At 71.2% G+C, this 22,588-nt stretch carries 20 protein-coding genes; 15 read left to right on the top strand and 5 right to left on the bottom strand.

What is annotated here, in order from left to right; translation table 11 throughout:
- The first annotated feature begins 1 nt into the window (after nt 1).
- The 9 genes from LUM46_RS24410 (at nt 2) to LUM46_RS24370 (ending at nt 10,720) form a co-directional block, all read left to right on the top strand.
- Entirely contained in the window at nt 2-2,392 is a 2,391-nt protein-coding gene (locus tag LUM46_RS24410; RefSeq protein WP_274997680.1) for a beta-galactosidase, read from the top strand.
- Entirely contained in the window at nt 2,392-3,720 is a 1,329-nt protein-coding gene (locus LUM46_RS24405; RefSeq protein ID WP_274997679.1) for an ABC transporter substrate-binding protein, read from the top strand. The genes LUM46_RS24410 and LUM46_RS24405 overlap by 1 nt, the downstream gene beginning before the upstream one ends.
- Nucleotides 3,717-4,643 (top strand): carbohydrate ABC transporter permease, encoded by a 927-nt coding sequence (locus LUM46_RS24400; protein WP_274997678.1) that lies wholly within the window; start codon nt 3,717-3,719, stop codon nt 4,641-4,643. The genes LUM46_RS24405 and LUM46_RS24400 overlap by 4 nt, the downstream gene beginning before the upstream one ends.
- Entirely contained in the window at nt 4,640-5,533 is an 894-nt protein-coding gene (locus LUM46_RS24395) for a carbohydrate ABC transporter permease (protein WP_274997677.1), read from the top strand. Before LUM46_RS24400 ends, LUM46_RS24395 begins: the two co-directional genes overlap by 4 nt.
- Before the next feature lie 8 nt (nt 5,534-5,541).
- Nucleotides 5,542-6,846 (top strand): cellulase-like family protein, encoded by a 1,305-nt coding sequence (locus LUM46_RS24390; protein ID WP_274997676.1) that lies wholly within the window; start codon nt 5,542-5,544, stop codon nt 6,844-6,846.
- Between the two features lie 160 nt (nt 6,847-7,006).
- Nucleotides 7,007-7,552 (top strand): hypothetical protein, encoded by a 546-nt coding sequence (locus LUM46_RS24385; protein ID WP_274997675.1) that lies wholly within the window; start codon nt 7,007-7,009, stop codon nt 7,550-7,552.
- 93 nt (nt 7,553-7,645) lie between these two features.
- Nucleotides 7,646-8,371 carry a YcnI family copper-binding membrane protein gene (locus LUM46_RS24380; protein WP_274997674.1) on the top strand — a complete coding sequence of 242 codons (726 nt, stop codon included), beginning with the start codon at nt 7,646-7,648 and terminating at the stop codon, nt 8,369-8,371.
- A gap of 7 nt (nt 8,372-8,378) precedes the next feature.
- Entirely contained in the window at nt 8,379-10,085 is a 1,707-nt protein-coding gene (locus LUM46_RS24375) for a copper resistance CopC/CopD family protein (protein ID WP_274997673.1), read from the top strand.
- On the top strand, nt 10,082-10,720 hold the full coding sequence (locus LUM46_RS24370) for a DUF1775 domain-containing protein (RefSeq protein WP_274997671.1): 639 nt from the start codon (nt 10,082-10,084) through the stop codon (nt 10,718-10,720). The genes LUM46_RS24375 and LUM46_RS24370 overlap by 4 nt, the downstream gene beginning before the upstream one ends.
- Before the next feature lie 6 nt (nt 10,721-10,726).
- On the opposite strand, the gene LUM46_RS24365 is transcribed toward LUM46_RS24370, so the two are convergent.
- Nucleotides 10,727-11,578 carry a GntR family transcriptional regulator gene (locus tag LUM46_RS24365; protein ID WP_274997670.1) on the bottom strand — a complete coding sequence of 284 codons (852 nt, stop codon included), beginning with the start codon at nt 11,576-11,578 and terminating at the stop codon, nt 10,727-10,729.
- Between the two features lie 242 nt (nt 11,579-11,820).
- Here LUM46_RS24365 and LUM46_RS24360 point away from each other — a divergent pair, with 242 nt between their 5' ends.
- The 5 genes from LUM46_RS24360 (at nt 11,821) to LUM46_RS24340 (ending at nt 18,222) form a co-directional block, all read left to right on the top strand.
- A complete protein-coding gene (locus LUM46_RS24360; protein WP_274997669.1) occupies nt 11,821-13,245 on the top strand; it encodes a cellulose binding domain-containing protein in 1,425 nt (474 codons plus the stop codon).
- Between the two features lie 66 nt (nt 13,246-13,311).
- The gene (locus LUM46_RS24355) at nt 13,312-14,571 is read left to right on the top strand and encodes an extracellular solute-binding protein (protein WP_274997668.1); all 1,260 of its coding nucleotides are present in this window, start codon (nt 13,312-13,314) and stop codon (nt 14,569-14,571) included.
- Nucleotides 14,572-14,708: 137 nt separating this feature from the next.
- Nucleotides 14,709-15,698: a carbohydrate ABC transporter permease gene (locus LUM46_RS24350; protein WP_274997667.1), complete on the top strand. Its 990-nt coding sequence runs from the start codon at nt 14,709-14,711 to the stop codon at nt 15,696-15,698.
- A complete protein-coding gene (locus tag LUM46_RS24345; RefSeq protein ID WP_274997666.1) occupies nt 15,695-16,528 on the top strand; it encodes a carbohydrate ABC transporter permease in 834 nt (277 codons plus the stop codon). Before LUM46_RS24350 ends, LUM46_RS24345 begins: the two co-directional genes overlap by 4 nt.
- Entirely contained in the window at nt 16,525-18,222 is a 1,698-nt protein-coding gene (locus LUM46_RS24340) for a beta-N-acetylhexosaminidase (RefSeq protein WP_274997665.1), read from the top strand. The genes LUM46_RS24345 and LUM46_RS24340 overlap by 4 nt, the downstream gene beginning before the upstream one ends.
- Before the next feature lie 178 nt (nt 18,223-18,400).
- On the opposite strand, the gene LUM46_RS24335 is transcribed toward LUM46_RS24340, so the two are convergent.
- A complete protein-coding gene (locus LUM46_RS24335) occupies nt 18,401-19,012 on the bottom strand; it encodes a CGNR zinc finger domain-containing protein (RefSeq protein WP_274997664.1) in 612 nt (203 codons plus the stop codon).
- Between the two features lie 89 nt (nt 19,013-19,101).
- Here LUM46_RS24335 and LUM46_RS24330 point away from each other — a divergent pair, with 89 nt between their 5' ends.
- Nucleotides 19,102-19,869 (top strand): MBL fold metallo-hydrolase, encoded by a 768-nt coding sequence (locus LUM46_RS24330; RefSeq protein ID WP_274997663.1) that lies wholly within the window; start codon nt 19,102-19,104, stop codon nt 19,867-19,869.
- 3 nt (nt 19,870-19,872) lie between these two features.
- Here LUM46_RS24330 and LUM46_RS24325 read toward each other — a convergent pair whose 3' ends face one another.
- From LUM46_RS24325 to thiE, 3 genes are all read right to left on the bottom strand, one after another.
- Nucleotides 19,873-21,132 (bottom strand): prolyl oligopeptidase family serine peptidase, encoded by a 1,260-nt coding sequence (locus LUM46_RS24325; RefSeq protein WP_274997662.1) that lies wholly within the window; start codon nt 21,130-21,132, stop codon nt 19,873-19,875.
- Nucleotides 21,133-21,258: 126 nt separating this feature from the next.
- Nucleotides 21,259-21,837 (bottom strand): dihydrofolate reductase family protein, encoded by a 579-nt coding sequence (locus LUM46_RS24320; RefSeq protein WP_274997661.1) that lies wholly within the window; start codon nt 21,835-21,837, stop codon nt 21,259-21,261.
- A 66-nt stretch (nt 21,838-21,903) separates the two neighbouring features.
- Nucleotides 21,904-22,551 carry a thiamine phosphate synthase gene (gene thiE, locus LUM46_RS24315; RefSeq protein ID WP_274997660.1) on the bottom strand — a complete coding sequence of 216 codons (648 nt, stop codon included), beginning with the start codon at nt 22,549-22,551 and terminating at the stop codon, nt 21,904-21,906.
- Nucleotides 22,552-22,588 lie beyond the last annotated feature (37 nt).

The following is a 22,588-nucleotide window of genomic DNA, read 5'->3' as shown; positions in this document are numbered from 1 at the left end:
CATGAACATCGACGTTCAGCCGGTACCCGCCGCTCAACGGCTGCGTGCCGAGGCGCCACCCCCACCCCGGCGCGGTCACCTGCCCCTCGGCGAGCCCGAGGGCACCGCCGACCGGATCGAGATCACCAGCGGGTGGATCGAACGGGCGGGCGAGCCATGGTTCCCGATCACCGGCGAGATCCACTACTCCCGGCTCCCGCGCGACCGGTGGTCCGAGGTGCTGGGTCACGCCCGGGCCGGCGGCCTGGACACCGTGGCCACCTACGTCCTGTGGCAGGCGCACGAGCCGGAGCCGGGCCAGTTCCGGTGGGACGACAACCTCGACCTCCGGGCGTTCATCGAGCTCGCCGCACGGCACGGCCTGGACGTGATCGTCCGCATGGGGCCATGGGCACACGGCGAGGCCCGCTACGGCGGCTTCCCGGACTGGCTCGTCGAGCGGAGCGTGGCCACCCGCACGAACGACGCCGACTACCTCGAGCTGGTGCGCCGGTTCTACCGGCAGATCGTCGACCAGCTGGCCGGGCTCGCGCACGTCGAAGGGGGCCCGGTCGTCGGTGCCCAGATGGACAACGAGCTCTATGACCAACCGGAGCACCTCGCGACGCTGCGCACCGTCGCGGAGGACCTCGGCCTGCGTGTGCCCATCTGGACGGCGACAGGCTGGGGCGGTGCCCAGGTACCCGAGTCCCTGCTGCCCCTGTACAGCGCCTACGCGGACGGGTTCTGGGAGGACTCGGCCACCGAATGGCCGCACTTCGCGGCCTTCCACTTCCGGTACAGCGAAGTCCGGGACGACCTGACCGTCGGCGCGGACCTGCGTGAGGCCCTGGACGGCATCGTGCTGGACCCGTCGACGGTGCCGCTCAAGGACGACGCGGCACTGCCGTTCGCCACCTGCGAGCTCGGGAGCGGCATGCACGTGGCGTATCACCGTCGGCCGCTCGTCACCGCGGAGGACGTCGGCGCACTCGCGCTGGCGAAGATCGGCAGCGGCTCCATCTGGCAGGGGTACTACATGTACGCGGGCGGGACGCAACGGCGCGGTGCCCACGGCGCCGAGCAAGAGTCGCACGCCACCGGGTATCCCAACGATGTGCCCACCCTCAGCTACGACTTCTACGCGCCGGTCGGCGAGCACGGGCAGGTTCGCCCGCACCACCACCTGCTGCGCCGTCAGCACCTGTGGCTCGCGACCGACGGCACGGGGCTGGCCGCAATGCGCACCACGGTGGGCGGAGGCAGCGAGGACCCGTCCGAGCTGCGCTGGTCGGTCCGCTCCGACGGGTACCGCGGCTACCTCTTCCTCACCACCTACCAGCCGGCCCGTCACCCGCTCGACCCACAGCCCGGGCTCCAGGTCGCCGTCGAGCTGGACGACACCGTCGTGATCGTCCCCTCCCGCCCGACGGACGTACCGGCGGGCGTGTCCGTGGTCTGGCCGCTGCGTTACCCGCTGACCGACGAGCTGGTGCTGCGCAGCGCCACGGCGCAGCTCGTCACCAGGATCGCCGACGACGCAGGAGAGATCGTTGTCCTGTGCGCCACCGACGGGATTCCGGTCGAGCTGGTCCTCGAAGGCGCGGTCGATGTGCACGGCGCGGGGACGGTGCGGCACGACGGCGGACACACCGTCGTCGACCTCCTGGGCGTGCCGGGACCGGGCGCACTTGTCGAGCTGCCCGGGGTGCGCGTCCTGGTCGTCGACGAGGTGACGGCCAACCACCTCTACCGCCTGGAGGTCGCCGGGCGTGACCGGCTCGTCCTGACCGACGCCCCCGTGTACGAGCTCGACGGCGACCTGGTCGCCCACCCGGACACCGGGTCGGTCACCGTGTCGCTCCTGCCCGCGCCGGCCTCACTGACGTCCGAGGACGCCGAGGTCGTCGCGGGCACCGCCGTGGCGGCGCCGTGGAGCACATGGACGGTCAGGACCAGCGCGGGACAGCGCCCGCTGGCGAGCGGCCTCCGACCGGAGGCCGCGGCACCACCCGAGCCTGGGCGCGGCGGCCCGATGGACCGCCTCAGCGCGCCGCGGGACTTCTCCGGCGCAGCGTGGGTCCCGCTCGACGTACCGGACGAGCTCATGGCCGACGTCGACCGCACCCTCCTGCGGATCACCTGGACGGGCGACGTCGGTCGGGCCCTGGTCGGTGACGAGGTCGTCAGCGACCACTTCTGGCACGGGCGCACCTGGGACCTGGACCTGACACCGTGGCGTGAGCAGGCGGCCCGGGACGGGGTGACGCTCGAGCTGCTGCCCTGGCGCGGCGACACCGGAGTCTGGGTGGACCCGTCGGTGCGCGACGTCGCCGAGGGCATCACGGTGCCCTCGGTCGAGATCGTCCGCGTGGCCAAGGCCGTGCTCGTCGCCGAGGAGGCGAAGCAGTGATGGAGCTGAACAGGCGTGACCTGCTCAAGGTGCTCGGTCTTGCGGGGCTCGGTGTCGCCGGCGGGGGAGCACTGGCTGCCTGCACGACCCAGGGCTGCGCCACGCCGGTCTCGTCCGGCGACGCGCTCCTTGACCTGTGGACGCACGACCCCGGGTACGCGACGTTCTTCACCGCCGCCGCAACTGACGCCGCCCTGGTCGGCGGAAGCGCGTGGAGCTTCGGTGTCGACGTGACCTCCATCGCCCCGGCGGACATCGTGTCGCGGCTCATCACCCAGGCGGTCGCGCAGCGCCCGCTCCCGCAGCTCGCCGGCCTGGTGATCGACCAGTTCCCGCGGGTCATGCGGGCCGACATCGCCGAGAACCTGTTCGTCGACCTCACGTCACTGACCGAGCCGCTGGGCGACCGGCTGCTCAAGACCCAGCCGTACTCCGTCGGCGGGAAGGTCTATGCCCTCGAGTCGGACAACTCGGTCTCCGTGATGTTCTACCGGGCCGACCTGTTCGAACAGCTCGGCATCCCGGAGGACGTCGACACCTGGGAAGAGCTGCTCGAGATCGGCGCCGGCGTCGCGGCGGACACCGGACAGGCCATCGGGATGGTCGCCAACGGCGACAACGGATCCATCGTCAACGGGTTCGTCCAGATGCTCCTGCAGCGCGGCGGCAGCCTGTACGACGCCGACGGCAACCTCACGGTCGTGTCGGAGGAGTCCGTCGAGGTCCTGGAGCTCATGGCCGAGGGCGTACGCTCCGGCGCGTTCATCGCGCTGTCCGACCCGTACGGCGGCGCAGCGGCGGCGGCGCTGAAGGAGAGCCAGCTGATCGCGACCGTGATGCCCAACTGGTACGAGGTCTACGGTCTGCAGGCGAACGTCCCGGACCAGTCAGGGCGCTGGCGGGCGCGCACCATCCCCAGGTTCGCCGGCGGCGGCCACGTCGGGTCGACCCTGGGCGGGACGGCGTTCGCGGTGCTCAAGGATCAAGAACTGACCGACGCCGCGACCGACCTGCTCCAGCGGGCCTACCTCAGCGAAGAGGGTCAGCTCGCCCGCTATCACGCCGGCGCGTACCTGCCGACCCTCGTCGAGCTGTACCAGGCGCCGAGCTTTCAGCAGATCAGCGACGACTACCTCGGGGGCCAGCGGGTCTTCGAGGTCTACGCGGCAGCAGCGCAGGACATGCCGATCTTCTACCAGGCCGCGGGGGCATCGGTGCTGCGGGACAGCCTCGGCGGGCCGATCCTGCGCGCGATCAACGGCCAGATCGGCGCCGAGGCGGCCCTCACGGTCGGTGTGGCGATGTACGAGAGGCAGGTGCAGCAGTGACCACCACCATGAGCACCACCACGACAACCACCAGCACAGCGACGAAGCTGCGTTCCGACCAGCGCCGCTGGGCACCCTACGCGTTCATCTCGCCCTTCTTCCTGCTCTTCACCGTCTTCATGCTCGCCCCGGTCGGGGCAGGCATTTACCTGAGCCTGACGGACTGGGCGGGGCTCGGCGAGCCCGAGTTCATCGGCCTGGCCAACTACTCCAGGCTGCTCGGGGACGCGAGCTTCGGCGCGGCGCTGAGCAACACCGCCTTCTACACCCTCTTCGCGATCATCGTCGTGCTGCCCGTGTCGCTGTCGATCGCACTCGGACTCGATGCGCGGGGCCTGAAGCTGCGCGACTTCTTCCGACTGGTGTACTTCATGCCAGTCGTGCTGTCCCCGATCATCATCACCCTGATCTTCGGCCTGATCTTCGACGGACAGTACGGGCTCCTGAACGCAGTCCTGGAAGCTCTCTTCGGGTTCGGCGGAGTTTCGTGGCTCACCGATCCGATGTGGGCCCGCGTCGTGGTGGTCGTGCTCGTCCTGTGGCGGTGGACCGGCTACCTCACGATCTTCTTCCTGGCAGGCCTGCAGGCCATCCCGAGGGAGCTGCACGAAGCGGCGGAGCTCGACGGCGCGGGCGTCGTCCGCCGCTTCTTCTCCGTCACGCTGCCCCAGCTGCGTCCCGTCACGGCCTTCATCGCCGTGACCATGCTGGTCAACACGGCGCAGATCTTCGAGGAGCCGTTCCTCCTCACGCAGGGCGGGCCCGGTGAGGCCACCTTGTCGGTCTCGATGTTCGTCTACCGCGCAGGCTTCCAGCGTCATGAGCTCGGCTACGCAGCAGCCGCCGGCGTCATCATGTTCGTCATCGTCTTCGTGCTGGGCCGCATCGGCACCCGCGCGTTCGGCGTCGGGAGGACCCGATGAGCACCACACTGACCACCACCGCCGAAGCGTCACCGGCCGCGACCATCGCGCCGGTACGACGACGGCGGGCCACCCGCCCTGCACGAGCAGCGCTCTACGCGGCCCTCGTCGCCCTCGCACTCGTCTACGTGGTCCCGCTGCTCTGGGCGCTGTCGTCGTCCTTCAAGGATCGCAGCGACATCTTCGCGTTCCCGCCCACCCTGTGGCCCGAGTCCGCGACGCTCGGCAACTACACGACGCTGCTCGCCACTCAGCCGTTCTGGTCGTGGATGCTGATGAGCACCGTGATCGCGGTGGTCAGCACGGCCGCTACCGTCTTTCTCTGCTCGCTGGCCGGGTTCGGCTTCGCCAAGTACGAGTTCCGCGGCAAGAATCTGCTCTTCGACGTGATGTTCTCCTCGATGGCCATCCCGTTCGCGGTGATCGTGGTCCCGCTGTTCATCCTGGTCGCCAAGCTCGGGCTCGCCAACCCGTTCTTCGCGCTCGTGGTCCCCTGGGTGGCACCCGCGTTCGGCATCTTCATGATGCGCCAGTACACCGAGCAGTCCGTGCCGGACGAGATCCTCGACGCGGCACGCATCGACGGGTGCTCGGAGTTCCGGGCGTTCCTCACGGTGGTGTTCCCCCTGCTGCGTCCCGCCGTCGGGGCGCTGGCCGTGTGGAGCTTCCTCAACTCGTACAACAACCTCCTGTGGCCGCTGGTGATCGTGGCGGAGCCGGAGTTCTACACGGTGCCGCTCGGGCTGCAGGCGTTGTTCGGCGCCGAGGGGCGCCAGTACGACCTGGTCATGGCTGGTTCGGTGCTGGCCGCGGTGCCCGCCCTGATCGTGTTCTTCGTCCTGCGCAAGCAGCTCGTGAACGGTCTGACAGCAGGGGCGGTCAAGGGATGAGAGCGTCCATGGTGACCACAGCGACGAAGGTCCGGACCGACAGCTCGGCCCGCGTCCCGGAGCACCTGCCCGAGCGGCTCGCCATCACGCTGTGGGACTTCTCGTGGTACGTCCGCACCGGTCCCGGCGAGCCGTTCGAGGACCTCGACGCCGCCTTCGCCCGCGCCGTCGAGCTCGGCTACAACACCGTGCGGATCTGCGCCATGCCGTTCCTGCTGTTCCGCTCCGGCCTCGACACCAGTGCCGTGCGGCTCCAGCCCATCGGCGGGGGGTATGCCGGCAGGGTGCGCTGGTACGACGTCGAATCACCGACGACCATCGATGCGCGTGCACACCTGCTGGCCTTCTTCCGGGCTGCCGACCGGCACGGGGTGGTCGTGATCGCCTCGTCCTGGGAGTACCAGCAGAGCCCGGCGTTCGCGGCGGACCGGGCGTGGTACGACGCACTCCAGGCCGTCGATCCCGAGGAACGGCTCGTGGAGCTCGGCCATGCCATGGTCGAGCTGGTCGACCTGCTGACCGAGCACGGACTTGCCCACACCCTCGCCTTCGTCGAGCTGCACAACGAGGTCCAGGCAGGCCACCTCACGCACGGGCTGCCCGGCCAGGGAGATCCTGTGGTCGAGCTACGCGGGCGCCTCGAGGCCGGGATCGACACGTTCCGCGCCCGCCACCCCGACGTCCTGTGCGGCGTGAACTACGCGGCAGTACCGGTCACGGCCATGCGCGGCCTCCCGCGCAACGCAGAGGTGCTCGTCGTACACCCCTACGTCTATGGCGTGCTCGACGACCTCGTCCAGGAGTTCGCGCTCCGCGGCGACCCCGCGGGCTTCCCGCAAGAGCGTGCGGATGCCGAGCTGCTGCTTCCGGGGGCGCCGCGACTGTCCGAGTGGGCTCCGCCGGCTGACGAGGAGTGGAAACGGCACGCCTCGATCGTGGGAGAGGCGGAGATCTACGTCCACGACTGGTGCGACCCGCAGCGGGTCGACCGCTGGCTCTACGACCGCTACGGCGCTCATCGCATCGCGATGGCCCTGCGCCTCAGGGAATGGATCGGCGTCGCAGCCGATACCGCCGCACGCCTGGAGATCCCGCTCGTGTTCGGTGAGGGCTGGGTCGGTTACACGCCACGTGACTGCCGGTTCGAGGAAGGCCCGGTCGGGGCGCAGATCTGTCGCGACGCGGCCCGGCTCTCCGTCGAGGCCGGTGCGTGGGGCTCGCTCGTCTGCTCGAACGCGGCCCCGCACCACGCGATGTGGGACGACACGGAGCTCCAGCGCGAATGCAATCGCATCCTGCTGGGCGGCCCATGACGTGACGGAGGTGTGGCCGAGCAGCGCGTGAGCACTGCTCGGCCAGCTCAGCGCCTGACCCGGGAGCTGCGTTAGGGAAGCCCTGACGGCTCGGCGTCCAGCCCGGCATTCACGGACAGGGGCTGGTCATATGGGGGCTGTCGAGCGCTAGAGTTCGTCCGTGACTTCGCCGGGAACAGGAGTTCTCCATGGCGTGCGGGCGCTGCTGCTCGCCGTTGTGGTGGTCGGCCTGTCCCTCGTCGCGCATGGTCTCGCCGGCGGTGCCCGTCCCGGAGTGGTGCCGCTCGTCGTCCTCGCGGCCCTGACCGCGGTGACCGTCCGGCCTGTCGCCCGGCATGAGATCTCGATGCCGCGCCTCGTCGGGCTGCTCGGGGCCGGGCAGGTGGTGCTGCACGTCGTCTTCGAGCAGTGTGCTCTGCTCTCCGTCGTGCCCGGGACACCGGGGGAACACCACCATCCGGGGGCCATGGCGGACCCGTTGATGATCGGGGCACACGTCGTGGCGACGCTCGTCGTGGCGCTCGTCCTGCGGCACGGCGAGACCCTGCTCTGGCGCTTGTGGGTGTGGCTGACCGCGCGTCACCTCCCGACGGCTCCGGCCGCCATCACCCTGCCTCGCAAGCTCGTCATCGGTCGTCTGATCGCCGGCCACGGTGAACGTGTGCCCGAGACTCTGAGAGGACGCGGTCCGCCCGTGCGGGTCTGACCCCACCCGAGCGCCGTCTCCACGGACGCTCGGTCCCGTGGCACGTACAGCGCCACGAACCCCACGGACGTTCCTCTCTGAAAGGCATCAACCATGCGAAAGCTTTCGCGCGCCCTCGGCGCGACCACGCTCGCGGCCGGTCTTGTCGTCGCGGGCGCGACGAGCGCCTCCGCGCACGTCACGGTGACCCCCAGCACGACCGCCGCGGGCGCCTACGCTCTCCTGACCATGAGCGTCCCGCACGGGTGCGAGGGATCCTCGACCACCACGGTGTCCATCCAGATGCCGGAGCAGATCATCGCGGTGACGCCCAGCGTGAACCCGGGGTGGGACGTCGAGAAGGTCATGGAGGACCTCCCCGAGCCCGTCGAGGACGGCCACGGCGGCGAGTACACGGAACGGGTGGCCGAGGTCGTCTACACGGCCAAGGAGCCTCTGCTCGACGGTCTGCGTGACGCGTTCGAGCTCTCGCTCAAGCTGCCGGAGGCCGAGGGCGAGACGCTGGCCTTCCCGGCTGTCCAGGAGTGCGAGGAGGGTGAGACCGGCTGGGTGCAGCTGCCCGATGACGGGCAGAGTGCCGACGAGCTCGAGTACCCGGCGCCGACCATCGTGCTCACCGGCGCCGAGGTCGAGGGCGAGGTACCTGCCGAGGACGAGGCTGCTGACACCGAACAGGCCGCGGCCGCCGACGGCGGTGCGACGAGCACCTCGGACCCGGGCAGCAGCACCTCGGCCGTGAGCTGGATCGCTCTGGTGCTCGGCGCGGGTGGCCTCGTGCTCGGTCTGCTGGCGTTCCTGCGCTCCCGCCCGCAGAACTGAGGCTGTGATGCCCCGCACCAGATCCTGGCGCCGGGCGGTGGCGGTGCTCGTCGGTGCCGCGGCAGGGCTGCTCGTGCTTCTCACGGGCGGCCCTGCCGCGGCGCACGCCGTGCTCCTCGGCACCGACCCCCAGGACGGCGCCGTCCTCGACGCGCCCCCGGACAAGGTGACGATCACCTTCAACGAGCCGGTCCAGGCGGTCGACGGCGGTACCACCCTGCTGGCCGCCGACGGCTCGCCGGTCGACGCCGCCGCCGTCGCTGTCGACGACACCCTGGTGGTCACCCCGGGCGCCCCGCTCGCCGACGGTACGTACGTGGTGAGCTGGCGCGTCATCTCCCTCGACAGCCACCCGGTCGCGGGCGCGTTCTCGTTCTCCGTGGGCGTGCCGAGCAGCACGAGCATCGACGCGCAGGTCACGGAGCCGAGCGCCGGCCTCGTCGCGGCGCGCGCGATCGACCAGACCGTCGTGTACCTGGGGACCTTCCTCGTGGTCGGGCTCGTCGTCTTCGAGCTGCTCGTGCTGCACGTGTCACCCGGATCTGCGCCGGTGCTCCGGCGCAGGATCCAGCTGGTGCGGACCGGTGGGCTGGCCGCCGCCGCCGTCGCGCTCGTCGCCGCGGTACCGCTGACCACCGCCTGGCAGGCGGGCGGAAGCCTGGCCTCCGTCGCCGAGCCCGCGACGTGGACCACCGGGATCTTGTCCGACACCGCCGTCGCCGGCGCGCTCGGGCTGACCGGGCTCGTCCTGGCAACGCTGTCCGCACCCCGTGCCGGTCGTGGGACGCGTGCCGCCTGGCCGGCCGGCGTGGCGCTCGGCGCGTCGACGCTCGCGCTGGGCGCGCTGCTCCTGGTCGGGCACACCCGGACCTTCGGCCCGGCGTGGCTCGTCCTCGGCTCCGACGCGCTGCACGTCGCGGCCGGCGCGGTGTGGCTCGGCGGCGTGACCGGGCTCGCCCTCGTGCTGGCGCCCTCGGCCGGTCTGGACCCACGCCGTGCCGGGACCACCGTCGTGCGGTTCTCGACGCTCGGCGCGTGGCTCGTGCTGGTGCTCGCACTGACCGGGGTGACCCTCGGTTGGCGCACCCTGGGCACCGTAGAGGCCCTGCTGGGCACGGACTACGGCCGAACCCTGCTGATCAAGGCCGGGCTCGCGCTCTGCGTCGTCGTGATCGCCGCCTGGAACCGGTACCGCCTCGTGCCCACGGTCACGAGCGGCGGTCCTGGCAGCGGCCACACGGCGCCCGCCGCTGTCGCCCGGCGCCGTCTCGGCCGGACCGTCCTGGCCGAGGTGGCCCTCCTCGGGCTCGTCCTCAGTGCGACCGGTGTCCTGGTCTCGAACAGTCCCGTCGCCACGGACGCCGCGGTCGCCGAGGAAGCGGCACCACAGGGCGTCGACGTCACAGAGGAGGCCGGGACCGGTTCGCTCCGGGCGCGGATCACCCCCGGCAGGGTCGGCGTCAACTCGCTGGAGATCACGCTCCTCGACCCGGCCGGTGCGCCCCTGGAACCGCTCGAGACGCCCGAGCTGTCGACCACGCTCGCGGAGCCCGCCATCGGGCCGTTCACCCGGCCCCTGACCGAGACCGGTCCTGGCACCTACGAGGCCACGCTCGACCTCACCATGCCGGGGAGCTGGACGGTGACGATCAGTGTCCGCAGCTCCAAGTACGAGAACCCCATCGTCGACATCCCCCTGGAGGTGACATCGTGACGACACGGACCGGCCGATCGTTCGCGGACGTCGGACGACGCCTCGCCACAGGTGCCGCCGTCGTACTGCTGTGCCTGGTGCCCGCGGCACCTGCCGCCGCACACGTGCTGATCGAGACCGTCGAGCCCAACGGCGACGGCACCGCCACCCTCACCCTCACCTTCGACCACGGGTGCGAGGGCGATCCGACCGACACCCTGGAGGTGTCGATGCCCGACGGCGTGGAAGCACTCGCAGCGGGCCAGCCCGACGGCTGGACCGCCGAGCTCGAACCTGGATCGGTGCTCTGGGCGGGCAAGGCAGTACCCGATGGCGACCGTGCGGAGTTCACGCTCGACGTGCGGGTGACCGGCACCGTGGGCCAGTCGTTCGCCTTTCCGGCCGAGCAGCGGTGCGCCGGCGGTGGCTCCTACCGATGGACGGACACCGACCCGTCGGGTGACCACCCGGCCCCGACGTTCGTCGCGACCGCCGCCTCGCTCGCCGAGACGCCCACCGTGCCGACCACGCCAGCGGCAACCGCGGGCAGCCCACCCGTGCCGACCGCCTGGTTGGTCGCCGGGATCGTCCTGATCTCCGTGATCGCGGGTGCGGCCGGAGCCCGTCTGACGCGCCGCCACGAGCGCCTCACCTGACGCTCCTCATTCGGCCGGCTGGACGTCCCCGCTCGTCCGGTAGGCGGCTCGTACTCCGGCGAGACTCCCGGGCATGCCTGGGTAGTGGGCTCCGGGTAGGCGTCCGTCCGTCGAAGCCGTCGCTTCGGATGCCGCCGCGTCGAGCGCGAGGCGAGACACGATGCGATAGCGGTCCCCACGGTAGATCGAGTGGACGTACTCGACCGGGCGCGCGCCCGTGTCCAGGGTGATCCGCTCGAAGACGAGCGCCGCGGAGAATGGCGCCACGCCCATGATCGATGCTTCCTGCTCGCTCGTCACGGTCGCTTCCATCGACTGCGTCGCTCGGCTGACCCGGACCCCGTAGCGCTCGCGCAGGAGGTCGTAGAGGTCGCCGGACTCGACGTCGCGCGCGACCAGTCCCGGCACGACACTTGCCGGGAAGTAGAGATACTCGATCGCGATCGGCTCGTCGTCCACCAGCACCAGGCGGGCGACGTGCGTCACGGGTGCCGACGGGGAGAGCATGAGTCTCCGCCCGACCCGCGGGCCCGCGGCGATCGTCGTCAGGTCCAGGACGCGGCTCGACCAGGCACCGCTCGCCCGTGGGACCTCGGCGACGGCCTCGTTGGCGACGAGCTCTTGCGTGACCTTCTCGCGGGCGACGAACATCCCCCGGCCGTGCTCGCGGATGACCACGCCTGCGGCCACCAGCTCGTCCACCGCGGAGCGCAGCGTGGGGCGCGAGACGCCGAGCTGCTTGCTCAGGTCCCGCTCCGAGGGCAACGGATGACCCACCGGGCTCGACTCGACGAGCTCGAGGATCCGGTCGCGCACCTGCTCGCGCTTCCGTGTCGGACCCGAACGGATCTCCTCCACCGTGCCTCCTTCGATACCGTCGATCGTTTACCACTGGTTCACACCGCATCCTAGGCTCACGGGGCGGCTCTGGGCCAATGCGAGACTCTTGACGCCCTGACTGGTCTATGCCATGTTGTCCACGGTTGACCACTCGAAGTGACCACCGGTACCAGCACCGACGCTCCACCGCACGTCACCTCGACCCGCACCCGGCACTTCGCCCCGGTCGGGTCACCTGGAACCCACGAACGGAGTTCACCGTGTTCACCCTGCCCAGACACCGCGCCGCGAGGCGCCGTACCGCCGCAGCGGCCGCCGGGCTCGTCGCCCTGTTGCTCGCGACCCCCGCAGCCGCCGCGGCCCCGACGGCCGTCACGGACGACGCGCCAGACATCGTCGTCGAGTACCGGACGAGCGCCACCTCTCCCACGACGGACCAGGTGGAACCCTGGCTCCAGGTCCGGAACGTCGGCACCTCGTCCGTCGCGCTCGCCGACCTCACGATCCGCTACTACTTCTCCGCGGACCCCGGCGCCGGCCAGTACCGGTTCGCCTGCTCGTGGGCCGTCCGCGGCTGTGCGAACGTGACGGGGACGTTCGGCGAGATCGCCGATCCGGAAGCCGCAGCCGACCGGTACCTGGAGGTCGGGTTCCGCCCGGGTGCCGGCACGCTGGCTCCGGGTGACAGCTCGGGCGACCTGCAGCTGCGCTTCCACCGCGCGGACTGGCAACGCATAGACCAGAGCGACGACTACTCGTTCGGCGCGGCCCGCACGTCGTACGCCGCGTGGGACAGGATCACCGCGCGGGCGGGCGGGGAGGTCGTCTGGGGCACGGTCCCCGGGAACGAGGACCCGGGCGGCGGCCCGGTCGACCCCCCGGAACCCGGCCCGGTGCTCTTCGACGACTTCAGCTACACGGGGCACACCGATCCGCGACTGGCCCAGCGCGGCTGGACGGTGAAGTCCGGCGCCGGCGGGCCGGGAGCTCCTGGCGTGGTCTGGGCACCCGAGAACATCACGTTCCCGGCGGAGAGCGGCAACGCCGTGATGAACCTCGAGACCAGCACGGACGGGACGGCGTCGGGCACGCGCCAGTCGGAGCTCTACCACCAGCAGAAGTTCACCACGGGCACCTACGCCGCCCGGGTCTGGTTCAGCGACGCCCCGCGGTCCGGCCCCGACGGTGACCACATGGTGCAGACGTTCTTCACCATCACCCCGCTCGACGCACCGATGGACCCGAGCTACGGCGAGCTCGACTTCGAGTACCTGCCCAACGGCGGCTGGGGCGAGCCCGCAAACATCCTCTACGCGACGTCGTGGGAGACCTATCGGCCCGATCCGTGGGAGGCCGTCAACATCCACACCGAGGAGCGCACAAGCTTCGCCGGCTGGCACGACCTGGTGATCACCGTCGACCACGAGCTCATCCGGTACTACGTGGACGGCAGGCTCTTCGCCACCCACGGTCAGCCGTACCTGCCCGAGACGCCGATGTCGATCAACTTCAACCACTGGATCATCTCCGGCGGCCTGGTCGACAGCAGTACGCCCCGGGCGTACGACCAGAAGGTCGACTACGTGTACTTCGCGCAGGGCCAGGTGCTGGCCCCAGCCCAGGTCCAGGAGGCGGTGAACGGGTACCGCGCGGACTCGGTGGCACACCTGGACACGGTGCCCTGACGGTCTCCGCCCGCATCCAGCGCCCTTACCAGTGGTCCACTGGTAACCAAGACTAATGAGGTGAACGTGAGGAAAAACCGATTCGCCGCCATCGTTCTGGCGGCAGGACTCGCCGCGTCGCTCGCGGCGTGCTCGTCCGGTACGAGCGAGGACTCACCCGACGAGGCAACGACCATCGACGTCTGGCTCATGCGCGACAGCGTGACCGACGCCTTCCTCGACGAGTTCGTCGCCGACTTCGAGACGGACAACCCCGACACCGACGTCAACGTGCAGATCCAGGAGTGGGACGGGATCGGCCAGCGCGTCGTGTCCGCGATCGCGAGCAACGACGCTCCGGACGTGATCGAGGTCGGCAACACCCAGGTCGCGCAGTACGCCGCGAGCGGCGGCCTGACCGACCTGGGGGACAAGGTCTCCGAGCTCGGCGGCGCGGACTGGATCCCAGGGCTCGCCGAACCGGGCCGCATCGACGACGCGCAGTACGGCATCCCGTACTACGCCGCGAACCGCGTCGTCGTGTACAACACCGAGCTCTTCGAGGCCGCGGGCATCACCGAACCTCCGACGACCCGTGACGCATGGATCGCAGCGACGACCACCCTGAACTCGGGGGAGGTCCAGGGCATCTACCTGCCTGGCCAGAACTGGTATGCCCTCGCCGGGTTCGTCTGGGACGAGGGCGGCGACCTCGCCGTCCAGGACGGGGACACCTGGAAGGGCGCGCTCGACACGCCCGAGGCGCTCGCCGGGATGGACTTCTACGCGCAGCTTCAGGCACTGGGCAAGGGGCCGAAGGACTCCGACGAGGCCAACCCTCCTCAGGTCGACGTGTTCTCCGCCGGAGACGTCGCGCAGATCATCGCCACCCCGGGGGCGGGACGCCAGATCGTCGAGGCGAACCCCGAGCTCGAGGACAAGATCGGCTACTTCCCGGTCCCGGGCAAGACCGCCGACGAGCCGGGCGCCGTCTTCACCGGCGGGTCCAACCTCGTCATCCCGGTCACCGCGTCGCACCCCGACGAGGCGTACACGTTCGTCGCGGCGCTCGCCGGGGAGGAGTGGCAGGAGAGGCTCGCCGTCGAGATGAGCTACGTGCCGAACAAGACCACCCTGGCCGACGTGCTCGCGGACGACCCCGGGGCCGCCGCGATGGCCATCGGCGCGCACAACGGCCACGCGACCCCGAACTCGCCCGAGTGGGCGGCCGTCGAGGCGAACAACCCGATCAAGAACTACATGACCCAGGTCCTCACCGGCGCCGATCCGAAGGAGGCAGCGACCACGGCCTCGGAGTCCATCACGTCCGCGCTCAGCGGCGGCTGACCCGCAACAACCGGAGGGAGCGCCGGCCGACCCCGGCCGGCGCTCCCTCGTCGTCCGCTCTGTCAGCGCCACCTCGCGCTGCTTCTCCCACACACCGGCGCCCCACCGGTCCCGCCACTCAGCCCACAGGAGGCCACGTGACCGTCCCGAGCGAAGTCGCCGTGAGGACGACGCCGCACACCCCGGAGCACGGGGCATCCTCACCCCGCGACCGCCCGCGACGCGCGGACGCACGCCGGGGCCGGACCTCGTTCTGGCCCTACCTGCTCGTCGCACCGACGGTCCTGCTCGTCGGAGCCGTGCTCGGCTACCCGGTGGTGCGCAACGTCGTCATGTCGTTCCAGGAGTTCGGACTGCGCGAGCTCGTCCAGGGTGCCCCGGCGTTCGTGGGTCTCGCGAACTACCGCGAGCTGTTCGCCGACCGCGTGTTCTGGGAGGTCGTGGTTCGCACGCTCGCCTTCACGGCCGTGAACGTCGTCCTCATCATGGTCCTCTCCACGCTCGTCGCGCTCCTGCTCGCCCGCCTGGGCCGGGTTCTGCGCGTGGCGGTGATGACGGGGCTCGTGGTCGTGTGGGCGATGCCGGTCATCGCGGCCACGACCGTGTGGCAGTGGCTCTTCCAGTCCCGGTTCGGGGTCGTCAACTGGGTCCTCGTCCAGCTCGGCCTCGAGCAGTTCCAGGACTACTCATGGCTCGCGAACGGCAGCGCGACGTTCGCGCTGATCGTCGTGCTCGTCGTCTGGCAGTCGGTCCCGTTCGCCGCGCTCACTCTCTACGCAGGCCTGACGACGGTCCCCGCCGAGCTGTTCGAAGCCGCGCGGATCGACGGGGCCGCCGGGTGGGCGTTGTTCCGGCGCATCACGTTCCCCGTCCTGCGGTCGCTGTTCGGCCTGATCACCTCGCTCGAGGTGATCTGGGTCTTCAAGTGCTTCGTCCAGATCTGGGCGATCAGCGAGGGCGGCCCGAACGACGCCACCACCACGCTGCCGGTCTACGCGTACCAGGTCGCCCAGACGCTCAACCGCTACGACCTCGCCGGCGCGGTCTCGGTGATCACGGTCGTCGTCCTCACCGTCCTGCTCCTCGTGTACTTCCGCCAGTCCCTGCGTCAGGAGACCGACCGATGACCCCGCGCCCGTGGACCCGCACCGCCCTCGGTGTCGCGGCCGTGATCACGCTCCTCATGTCTGTCTTCCCCGTCTACTGGATGGTGACGACAGCACTCAAGCCCACCCCGGACATCCAGTCCGAGACCCCGCAGCTGTGGCCCAGCACCCTGACTCTCGACCACTTCGCCACTGCCTTCGCAGCGGACGGTTTCTGGACCTTCTGGCGCAACAGCCTGCTCGTGACGGTCGGGTCGGTCCTCATCGCGCTCGTCGTCGCGGCGCTCGCCGCGTTCGCCGTCGCGCGGCTGCGCTGGGCTGGGCGCCGCGCGTTCGTGCTCGTCGTGTTCGCGGCGCAGATGGCGCCGTGGGAGGCTCTGCTCATCCCGATGTACGTCGTGATGCGCGACGCGGGGGCGCTCGACCACCTCGCGACCCTCCTGGTCGTCTACGTCGTCATCACCCTGCCGTTCACCGTGCTCACCCTCCGCGGTTTCCTCGAGGCCATCCCGGTCGAGCTCGAGGAGGCCGCGCGCGTCGACGGGTGCTCGCACCTGACGGCGTTCCGGCGCATCGTCTTCCCGCTGCTCGCACCGGGGCTGCTGTCCACGTCGCTCTTCGGTTTCATCACGGCATGGAACGAGTTCGCCTTCGCGAACACGCTCCTCATCAGCCACCAGGACCAGCGCACCCTGCCCGTGTGGTTGTCGTCGTTCGGCAACACCTTCGGCACCGACTGGGGAGCGACCATGGCGGCCTCGACGCTCTTCATGCTCCCTGTGCTCCTCGTGTTCGCGGTCCTGCAGAACCGGGTGACCGGCGGGCTCACGGCCGGGGCGGTGAAGGGATGAGCGGCACACCGGACGGTGCGGCGCCTCCGTTCCTCCCTCGGCCCCGGCGATGGGAACGCGCGCAGGGCGTACTCCGCCTGGACGCGACCTCGACGATGGGTGCGCTGGACTCGCTGCGGCGCGTGACCGACTGGTTTCGGTCGGAGCTGAGCATGGCGAGCGGGCTCGGGCTGCACCCGGCACCGCTCGCCGAGGCGACGATCCGGCTCGGTCTCGACCCCGCGCTCCCCGCGGAGGGCTTCGTCCTCGAGATCACGACGACCCATCTCTCCGTACGGGGCGGCGACCCCGCCGGCGTGTTCTACGGGCTGCAGGCCGTGCGCCAGCTGCTGCCGCCGTCGGCCTTCGCCCGTGCCCCGGTGGGCGACGGACCCTGGGACCTGCCGTGCGGCGTCGTCGAGGACGCCCCGCGCTTCGCGTGGCGCGGCGTCCTGCTCGACGTCGTGCGCCACTTCCTGCCGCTCGACGACGTGCTGCGGTTCGTGGACCTGCTCGCGATGCACCGCATCAACACGCTCCATCTCCACCTCACCGACGACCAGGGATGGCGCCTCGAGATCGACGGCTACCCGCGGCTCACCGAGGTGGGCGGCTGGCGCCGTGAGTCGCAGGTCGGAGCCGGCGACGACGCGCCGGGGGACGGTCGCCCGCACGGTGGTTGGTACACGCGCGCGGACATCGCGCAGATCGTCTCGTACGCCGCCGACCGGTTCGTGACCGTCGTCCCGGAGATCGAGCTCCCCGGCCACGTCCAGGCGCTCGTCGCGGCGTACCCGGCACTCGGAGCGGGTCTTGACGTCGGGCCTGACGGGAGGCCGCTCGCGCCCGAGGTCTGGACGCGCTGGGGGATCTCCGACCAGGTGCTCAGCGTCGACGACGCCACGGTCGCCGTCCTGTGCGACGTCCTGGACGAGGTCGTGGCCATGTTCCCGTCGCCGGTCGTGTGCCTGGGCGGCGACGAGTCGCCCAAGGGGCGCTGGCAGGACGACCCCCGCGTCGCCGCGCGGCGCGCCGAGCTCGGCGGGGCCACGGACCCCGAGCTGCACAACTGGTTCGTGGCCCGGCTCGCCGAGCACCTCGGCCGGCATGGTCGCCGGGCCATGGTCTGGGACGAGGTGCTCGAGGGTCCCGACGTGCCAGGTGTGGTCGTCGCGTCCTGGCGCGGGGAGCACGGGGTGCGCGTGGGCACCCGGCGCGGGTACGACGTCGTCTCCTCCCCGGCGGGCCGTGTCTACCTGGACTACCGGCAGTCCGATGACCCGGACGAGCCCATACCGACCGGGGCGGTGACGACCCTGCTCGACCTCTACGGCTTCGACCCCGCCGCGGCGTCCGCTGCTGCGTCCGGTACGGCAGGGCCGGACGCCGCGGCGACAGGGGTGCTGCTCGGTGCCCAGGCGAACCTCTGGACGGAGCACATCGACTCGAGGCAGGTGCTGGAGTACATGGCGTTCCCGCGCGTCGCAGCGCTCGCCGAGGCGCTGTGGTCAGCAGGGGAGAGGGACGGCAAGGAGTTCCTCGAGCGACTCGTCGTCCACCTCGGTCGCCTGGACGCGCGGGGCGTCGCCTACCGGCGCCTCGATGGCCCCAGGCCGTGGCAGAAGCGGCCGGGCGTGCTCGGCGACATGCGCGCGCCGGACGAGCTCGAGGCGCAGCTGGCCCAGATGGTCGCGGCCTTCGACGAGAAGCCCTGACGACGTACCTCCCCGACCTCCCTGTCGGGCGGCGCGTCCGTGGCGCTCCATGGGCGCAGCAGGAGAGCAGGTGCCGTGGGCGTTGCGGCGGCCTGGAGCGGGCCAGGGGTGTTGTCCACGGGCGGAGCGTACGTGACGGTTCGTCACCCGAACAGCTCACACCTCATGGTGCGGAGCTTCAGCGCGCCGCGGGCTCCGCAGGGCTACGGCGTGCGTAGGCCCGGGCGGCGCGCACCCGGTTGCCGCAGCGGGTGGAGCACCAGTGGCGGCGGGCGTGGGTCCGCAGGAAGAACCGGCTGCACGACCTGGCGCTGCAGGCGGCCAGCGACGCCGCCTCGGGACGGGTGACCAGGCCGACCGCGTCCGCCGCCAGCGCCGCCATCGCGTGCTCGACCACCTGGGTGACCGGATGGACGGCCGCTCGGACGAGCCCGTGATCCGGCTCCCAGCGCAGCACCTCGGTCGCGGGGACCAGGCGGAGCGCCGCGTTGATGCCGTCCAGTGTCTCCGCCGACGGAGCGGCTCCCGTGGTGACCGAGCGGAACAGCTCGCGGATCTGCCCACGTAGCCCGGTCAGGCGGGATGCGCAGTATTCCTGGAGCGGTGAGCCGGGGGGTGCGAGGTCGCGCTCGACCAGCCATGCGGTCGCCGTCCCGGGCGTCGCCAGCGCGTCCACCGTGCCGCCGCCGGGGACCTGGACGAGGGAGTTCGCGAGGTCGAGCGCGCGGTGCTCGGCTGCGCCGGGTGCGGGCGGTGGCAGCTCTGCGGGTGGGGTCGACGGGCTGGGCACGTCCTCATGCTACAGCTTGCGTTTTGCCGTGAGGTGTCGCGTAGAGTCATCACGGCAACGTGCCGGAGCTTCCATGAGAGGGAGACAAGATGTCTGAGCCGTCGACGGCGTCCGAGCAGTTCCTCGCCCGTGTGATCAGTGGACCCACCGTCCTGGTCGAGTACGGCGGGCTGCGCCTGCTGACCGACCCGACCTTCGACCCGGCGGGCACCTATCCCGGCGCGTCGCCCCTGGAGCGCACCGTCGGCTCGCCGGTCACCGCCGACGACGTGGGCGCGGTGGACGCGGTCCTCCTGTCACACGACGAGCACGCGGACAATCTCGACAACGCGGGACGGGCCTTTCTCGCCGACGTCCCTCTCACGCTGACGACCCTCAGCGGGGCGGCGCGCCTGGGCGGGACCGCGCGCGGGGTGGCGCCGTGGGAGGCGATCGACGTCCCGCGCCCGGGCGGCGGGAGCATCACCGTCACCGCCACGCGCGCCCAGCACGGACCGGACGGTTCGCAACCGGTCGTCGGTGACGTGATCGGGTTCGTGCTCACCGGCGACGGCCTTCCGGTCGTGTACATCAGCGGTGACAACGCCTCGCTCGACGTCGTCCGCGAGGTCGCCGAGCGGTTCGACGTCGAGGAGGCCGTGTTGTTCGCCGGTGCCGTCCGTATGCCGGTGGTGCGGGACGAGCCCGACCTGCTGACGCTCGACGCGGAGCGCGCGGTGGAAGCGGCGCGCCTGCTCGACGCACGGCGGGTGCTCATCGCCCACGTCGACAGCTGGGCCCACTTCTCCGAGGACCTGCGGACCACCGTGGCGGCCTTCGACGAGGCAGGGATGGGTGACCGTCTGGTGCGCCGCTGAGCTCTAGCGCTCGGACGCCGCCATCCACTCCCAGATGCTCGTGCCGTCATGGCGCGGGTCGTTGCGGGCGACGTAGATCCAGGACCAGTGACCGGGGTACGTGTTCCCGTCCCGGGTGACACCGTCGTACATGGTCATGATCGAGCCGTCGATCCGCTCGTGGGCGTGGACGGTGTTGTCCTCCGGGTCCAGGGTGGTGTCGTCGGCCGAGGCCACGAGCCACGTCGGGGTCGTCATCGCCGCGAGCTCGGCGTCGGAGACGAAGTAGGTGTCGGAGCCGTCGCGGGCGCCGATCCCGCAGCAGATCGGCACGGAGGTGGCGAACATCCCGGGATGCTCGGCGACCATCTTCAGCGACATGTACCCGCCGTTGGAGCAGCCGACGACGTGGATCCGGCTCGCGTCGATCCGGTGCGCCGCGGCGACCTCCTCGATCGCCTCCAGGACGAGCGGCGCGAAGCCGTCGCCGTCGAGCATCCAGGCGGACGTCGACTGCGGTGCGAGCACGTAGGCGCCGCCGAAGAGCTCCTGGGCCTCCGGCGTGGCGAAGCCGAGCGCGCCACGGTTGGCCCGCAGCTGCGTCTCGTTGTCGTAGTAGACGCGCCCGTCCTCGGTCACCAGCCCGCCCTCGCCCCCACCGTGCAGCCAGACGACGAGCGCCGCACCGTCGCGGTCGCGTCGACCCGCGGGCGAGAACAGCCGGTAGTTCAGGCCCGACGCCGTCGCGTGGCGGGTGAAGGCGTCGACCTCCGGATCGGCCAGAGAGCCCTGGCGGAACGAGTCGAGCACGACCGGGCCGCCCGCACCCCTGGCGCGCAGCGGTTCCACCTGCGTGATCGCGTGATCGAGGTCCAGGACCACGTTGCGGCCGTACGGGCCCGTGTACTGCAGGGTGCTGCCGCCGTCGACCCCCCACCCGTGCTCGAGCTCCAGGCTGATCGCGCCACGGCGCGTCCAGCTCGCCGCGGTCACCCGGCGGTCCTGCTCGTAGGCGACCTCGCCGCTGAGCGGGTTGGTGGCGGTGACGCGCACGGTGAACGTCGACGCGCCGAGCGACGACCGTTCCGCGCGGCTCAGCGCGGGCGAGGAGATGACCAGCGAGGTCACCTGCTCACCGCCGTCGAGCACCTCGGCGACCGGCGTCACGAGTGCGGCGTGGCCCCCGCGGGCCTCGGCGCTCGCGGCCGGTGCGCCCAGCAGGGTGGAGGCGCCGACGGCGGCGCCGGAGACGAGCAGGGTGCGGCGGGTGATCGGGGTACGCATGGCGGAACTCCTTCGTCCGGGGCCACAAGGCCGGCATCCGCGACGAGACGCGCCACCGGCCACACGGAGGCTAATGAGCGGTCTCGCCGTACGTCAACGGCTGTCGGACGGCGAGACGGTTCGCGGTCAGCCGTGCAGGACCGGTCGGTAGGTGAGCTCCTGGGTGTGGCCGTCGAGCGTCCGGCTCTCGATCAGCTCGAGATCGAAGTCGTCCGCCTCGGCGAAGACCGGATCGGTCCCGGTCCTGCCGCTGATGACGGGAAAGATCGTCAGCTGGACGCGGTCGACGAGCCCCGCCGCCATCAGCGCACGGTTCAGCGACAGGCTGCCGTGCGAGCGGAGCGGGACGTCGGACTCCGCCTTGAGGCGGGCGACGAGCGCGGCGGCGTCGCCCGCGACGACCGTCGCGTCCGGCCAGGTGACGTCTCCGTCGAGCGTGCTCGACAGGACGGTCGTCGGCATGCTGCGCACGCGGGAGTTCACCGGGTCGAGGTCGGCCTCCGGTACGGGCCCCAGCAGCTCCACGAACTGCCGGAACGTGGTGGCTCCCAGCACCATCCGCTGTTCCTCGCGCAGCACGTGACGACGCCGGTCGAGGAACTCCGGCCCCTGCTTTCCCCAGTAGCCGCCCCAGTCGCCGTCAGGGCCGTAGGACCCGTAGCCGTCAAGGGTGGAGAAGACGTCCCAGGTGTAGGTGGCGGCCATGATGTTCTCCTCGGGTGTCGGGATGGTGTCGTGGTGACGGACGAGGAGCGCTGCCGAAACTCATCGCTATCGGTCAGCGCTCGTGATCCGGCGACGCAGCTCGGCGGCGGCGGCCCGGGGGTCGTCCGCCTGCGTGATGGCGCGCACGACGACGACGCGGCGCGCCCCGGCGTCGAGCACCTGGTCCAGCCGGGCGGCGTCGACCCCGCCGATGGCGAACCAGGGCGTGCCCGGCACCCGGGCGGCGACGTCGCGCACCAGGTCGAGGCCCACGGCCGGACGGCCCGGCTTGGTCGGTGTGGCCCACACGGGCCCGACGCAGAGGTAGTCGACGCGCGGGTCGGCCTCGGCCGCCAGCGCCTGGTCGAGGGAGTGGGTGGACCGGCCCAGCACGGGGTCGTCGCCCAGCAGGCTCTGCACGGCGTCCGACGGCAGGTCGCCCTGGCCCATGTGCACCACCGGCGCCCCGGCGAGCCGTGCGACGTCGGCCCGGTCGTTGACCGCCCACAGCGCGCCGTGCTCGGCGGCGATCCGGGCGACGAGCGCGTGCAGCTCGATCTCGCGGGCCGCCTCGAGCGACTTGTCCCGCAGCTGGACGACGTCGACACCCCCCTCCAGTGCCGCGTGCAGGAAAGGTTCGAGGTCGCCGGTGTCCTGCCGGGCGTCCGTGCAGAGGTAGAGGCGGGCGTCGGCGAGCCGGGTACGGGGATCCACGACCGCGAGTTTAGGACCCGCGCGTGGAGGGCTATCG

Origin of the sequence: Promicromonospora iranensis (assembly GCF_028994805.1) — a bacterium.
GTDB lineage: Bacteria > Actinomycetota > Actinomycetes > Actinomycetales > Cellulomonadaceae > Promicromonospora > Promicromonospora iranensis.
Note: the sequence above shows the minus strand (reverse complement) of the source record. Positions and strands in the feature narration are given on the sequence as shown.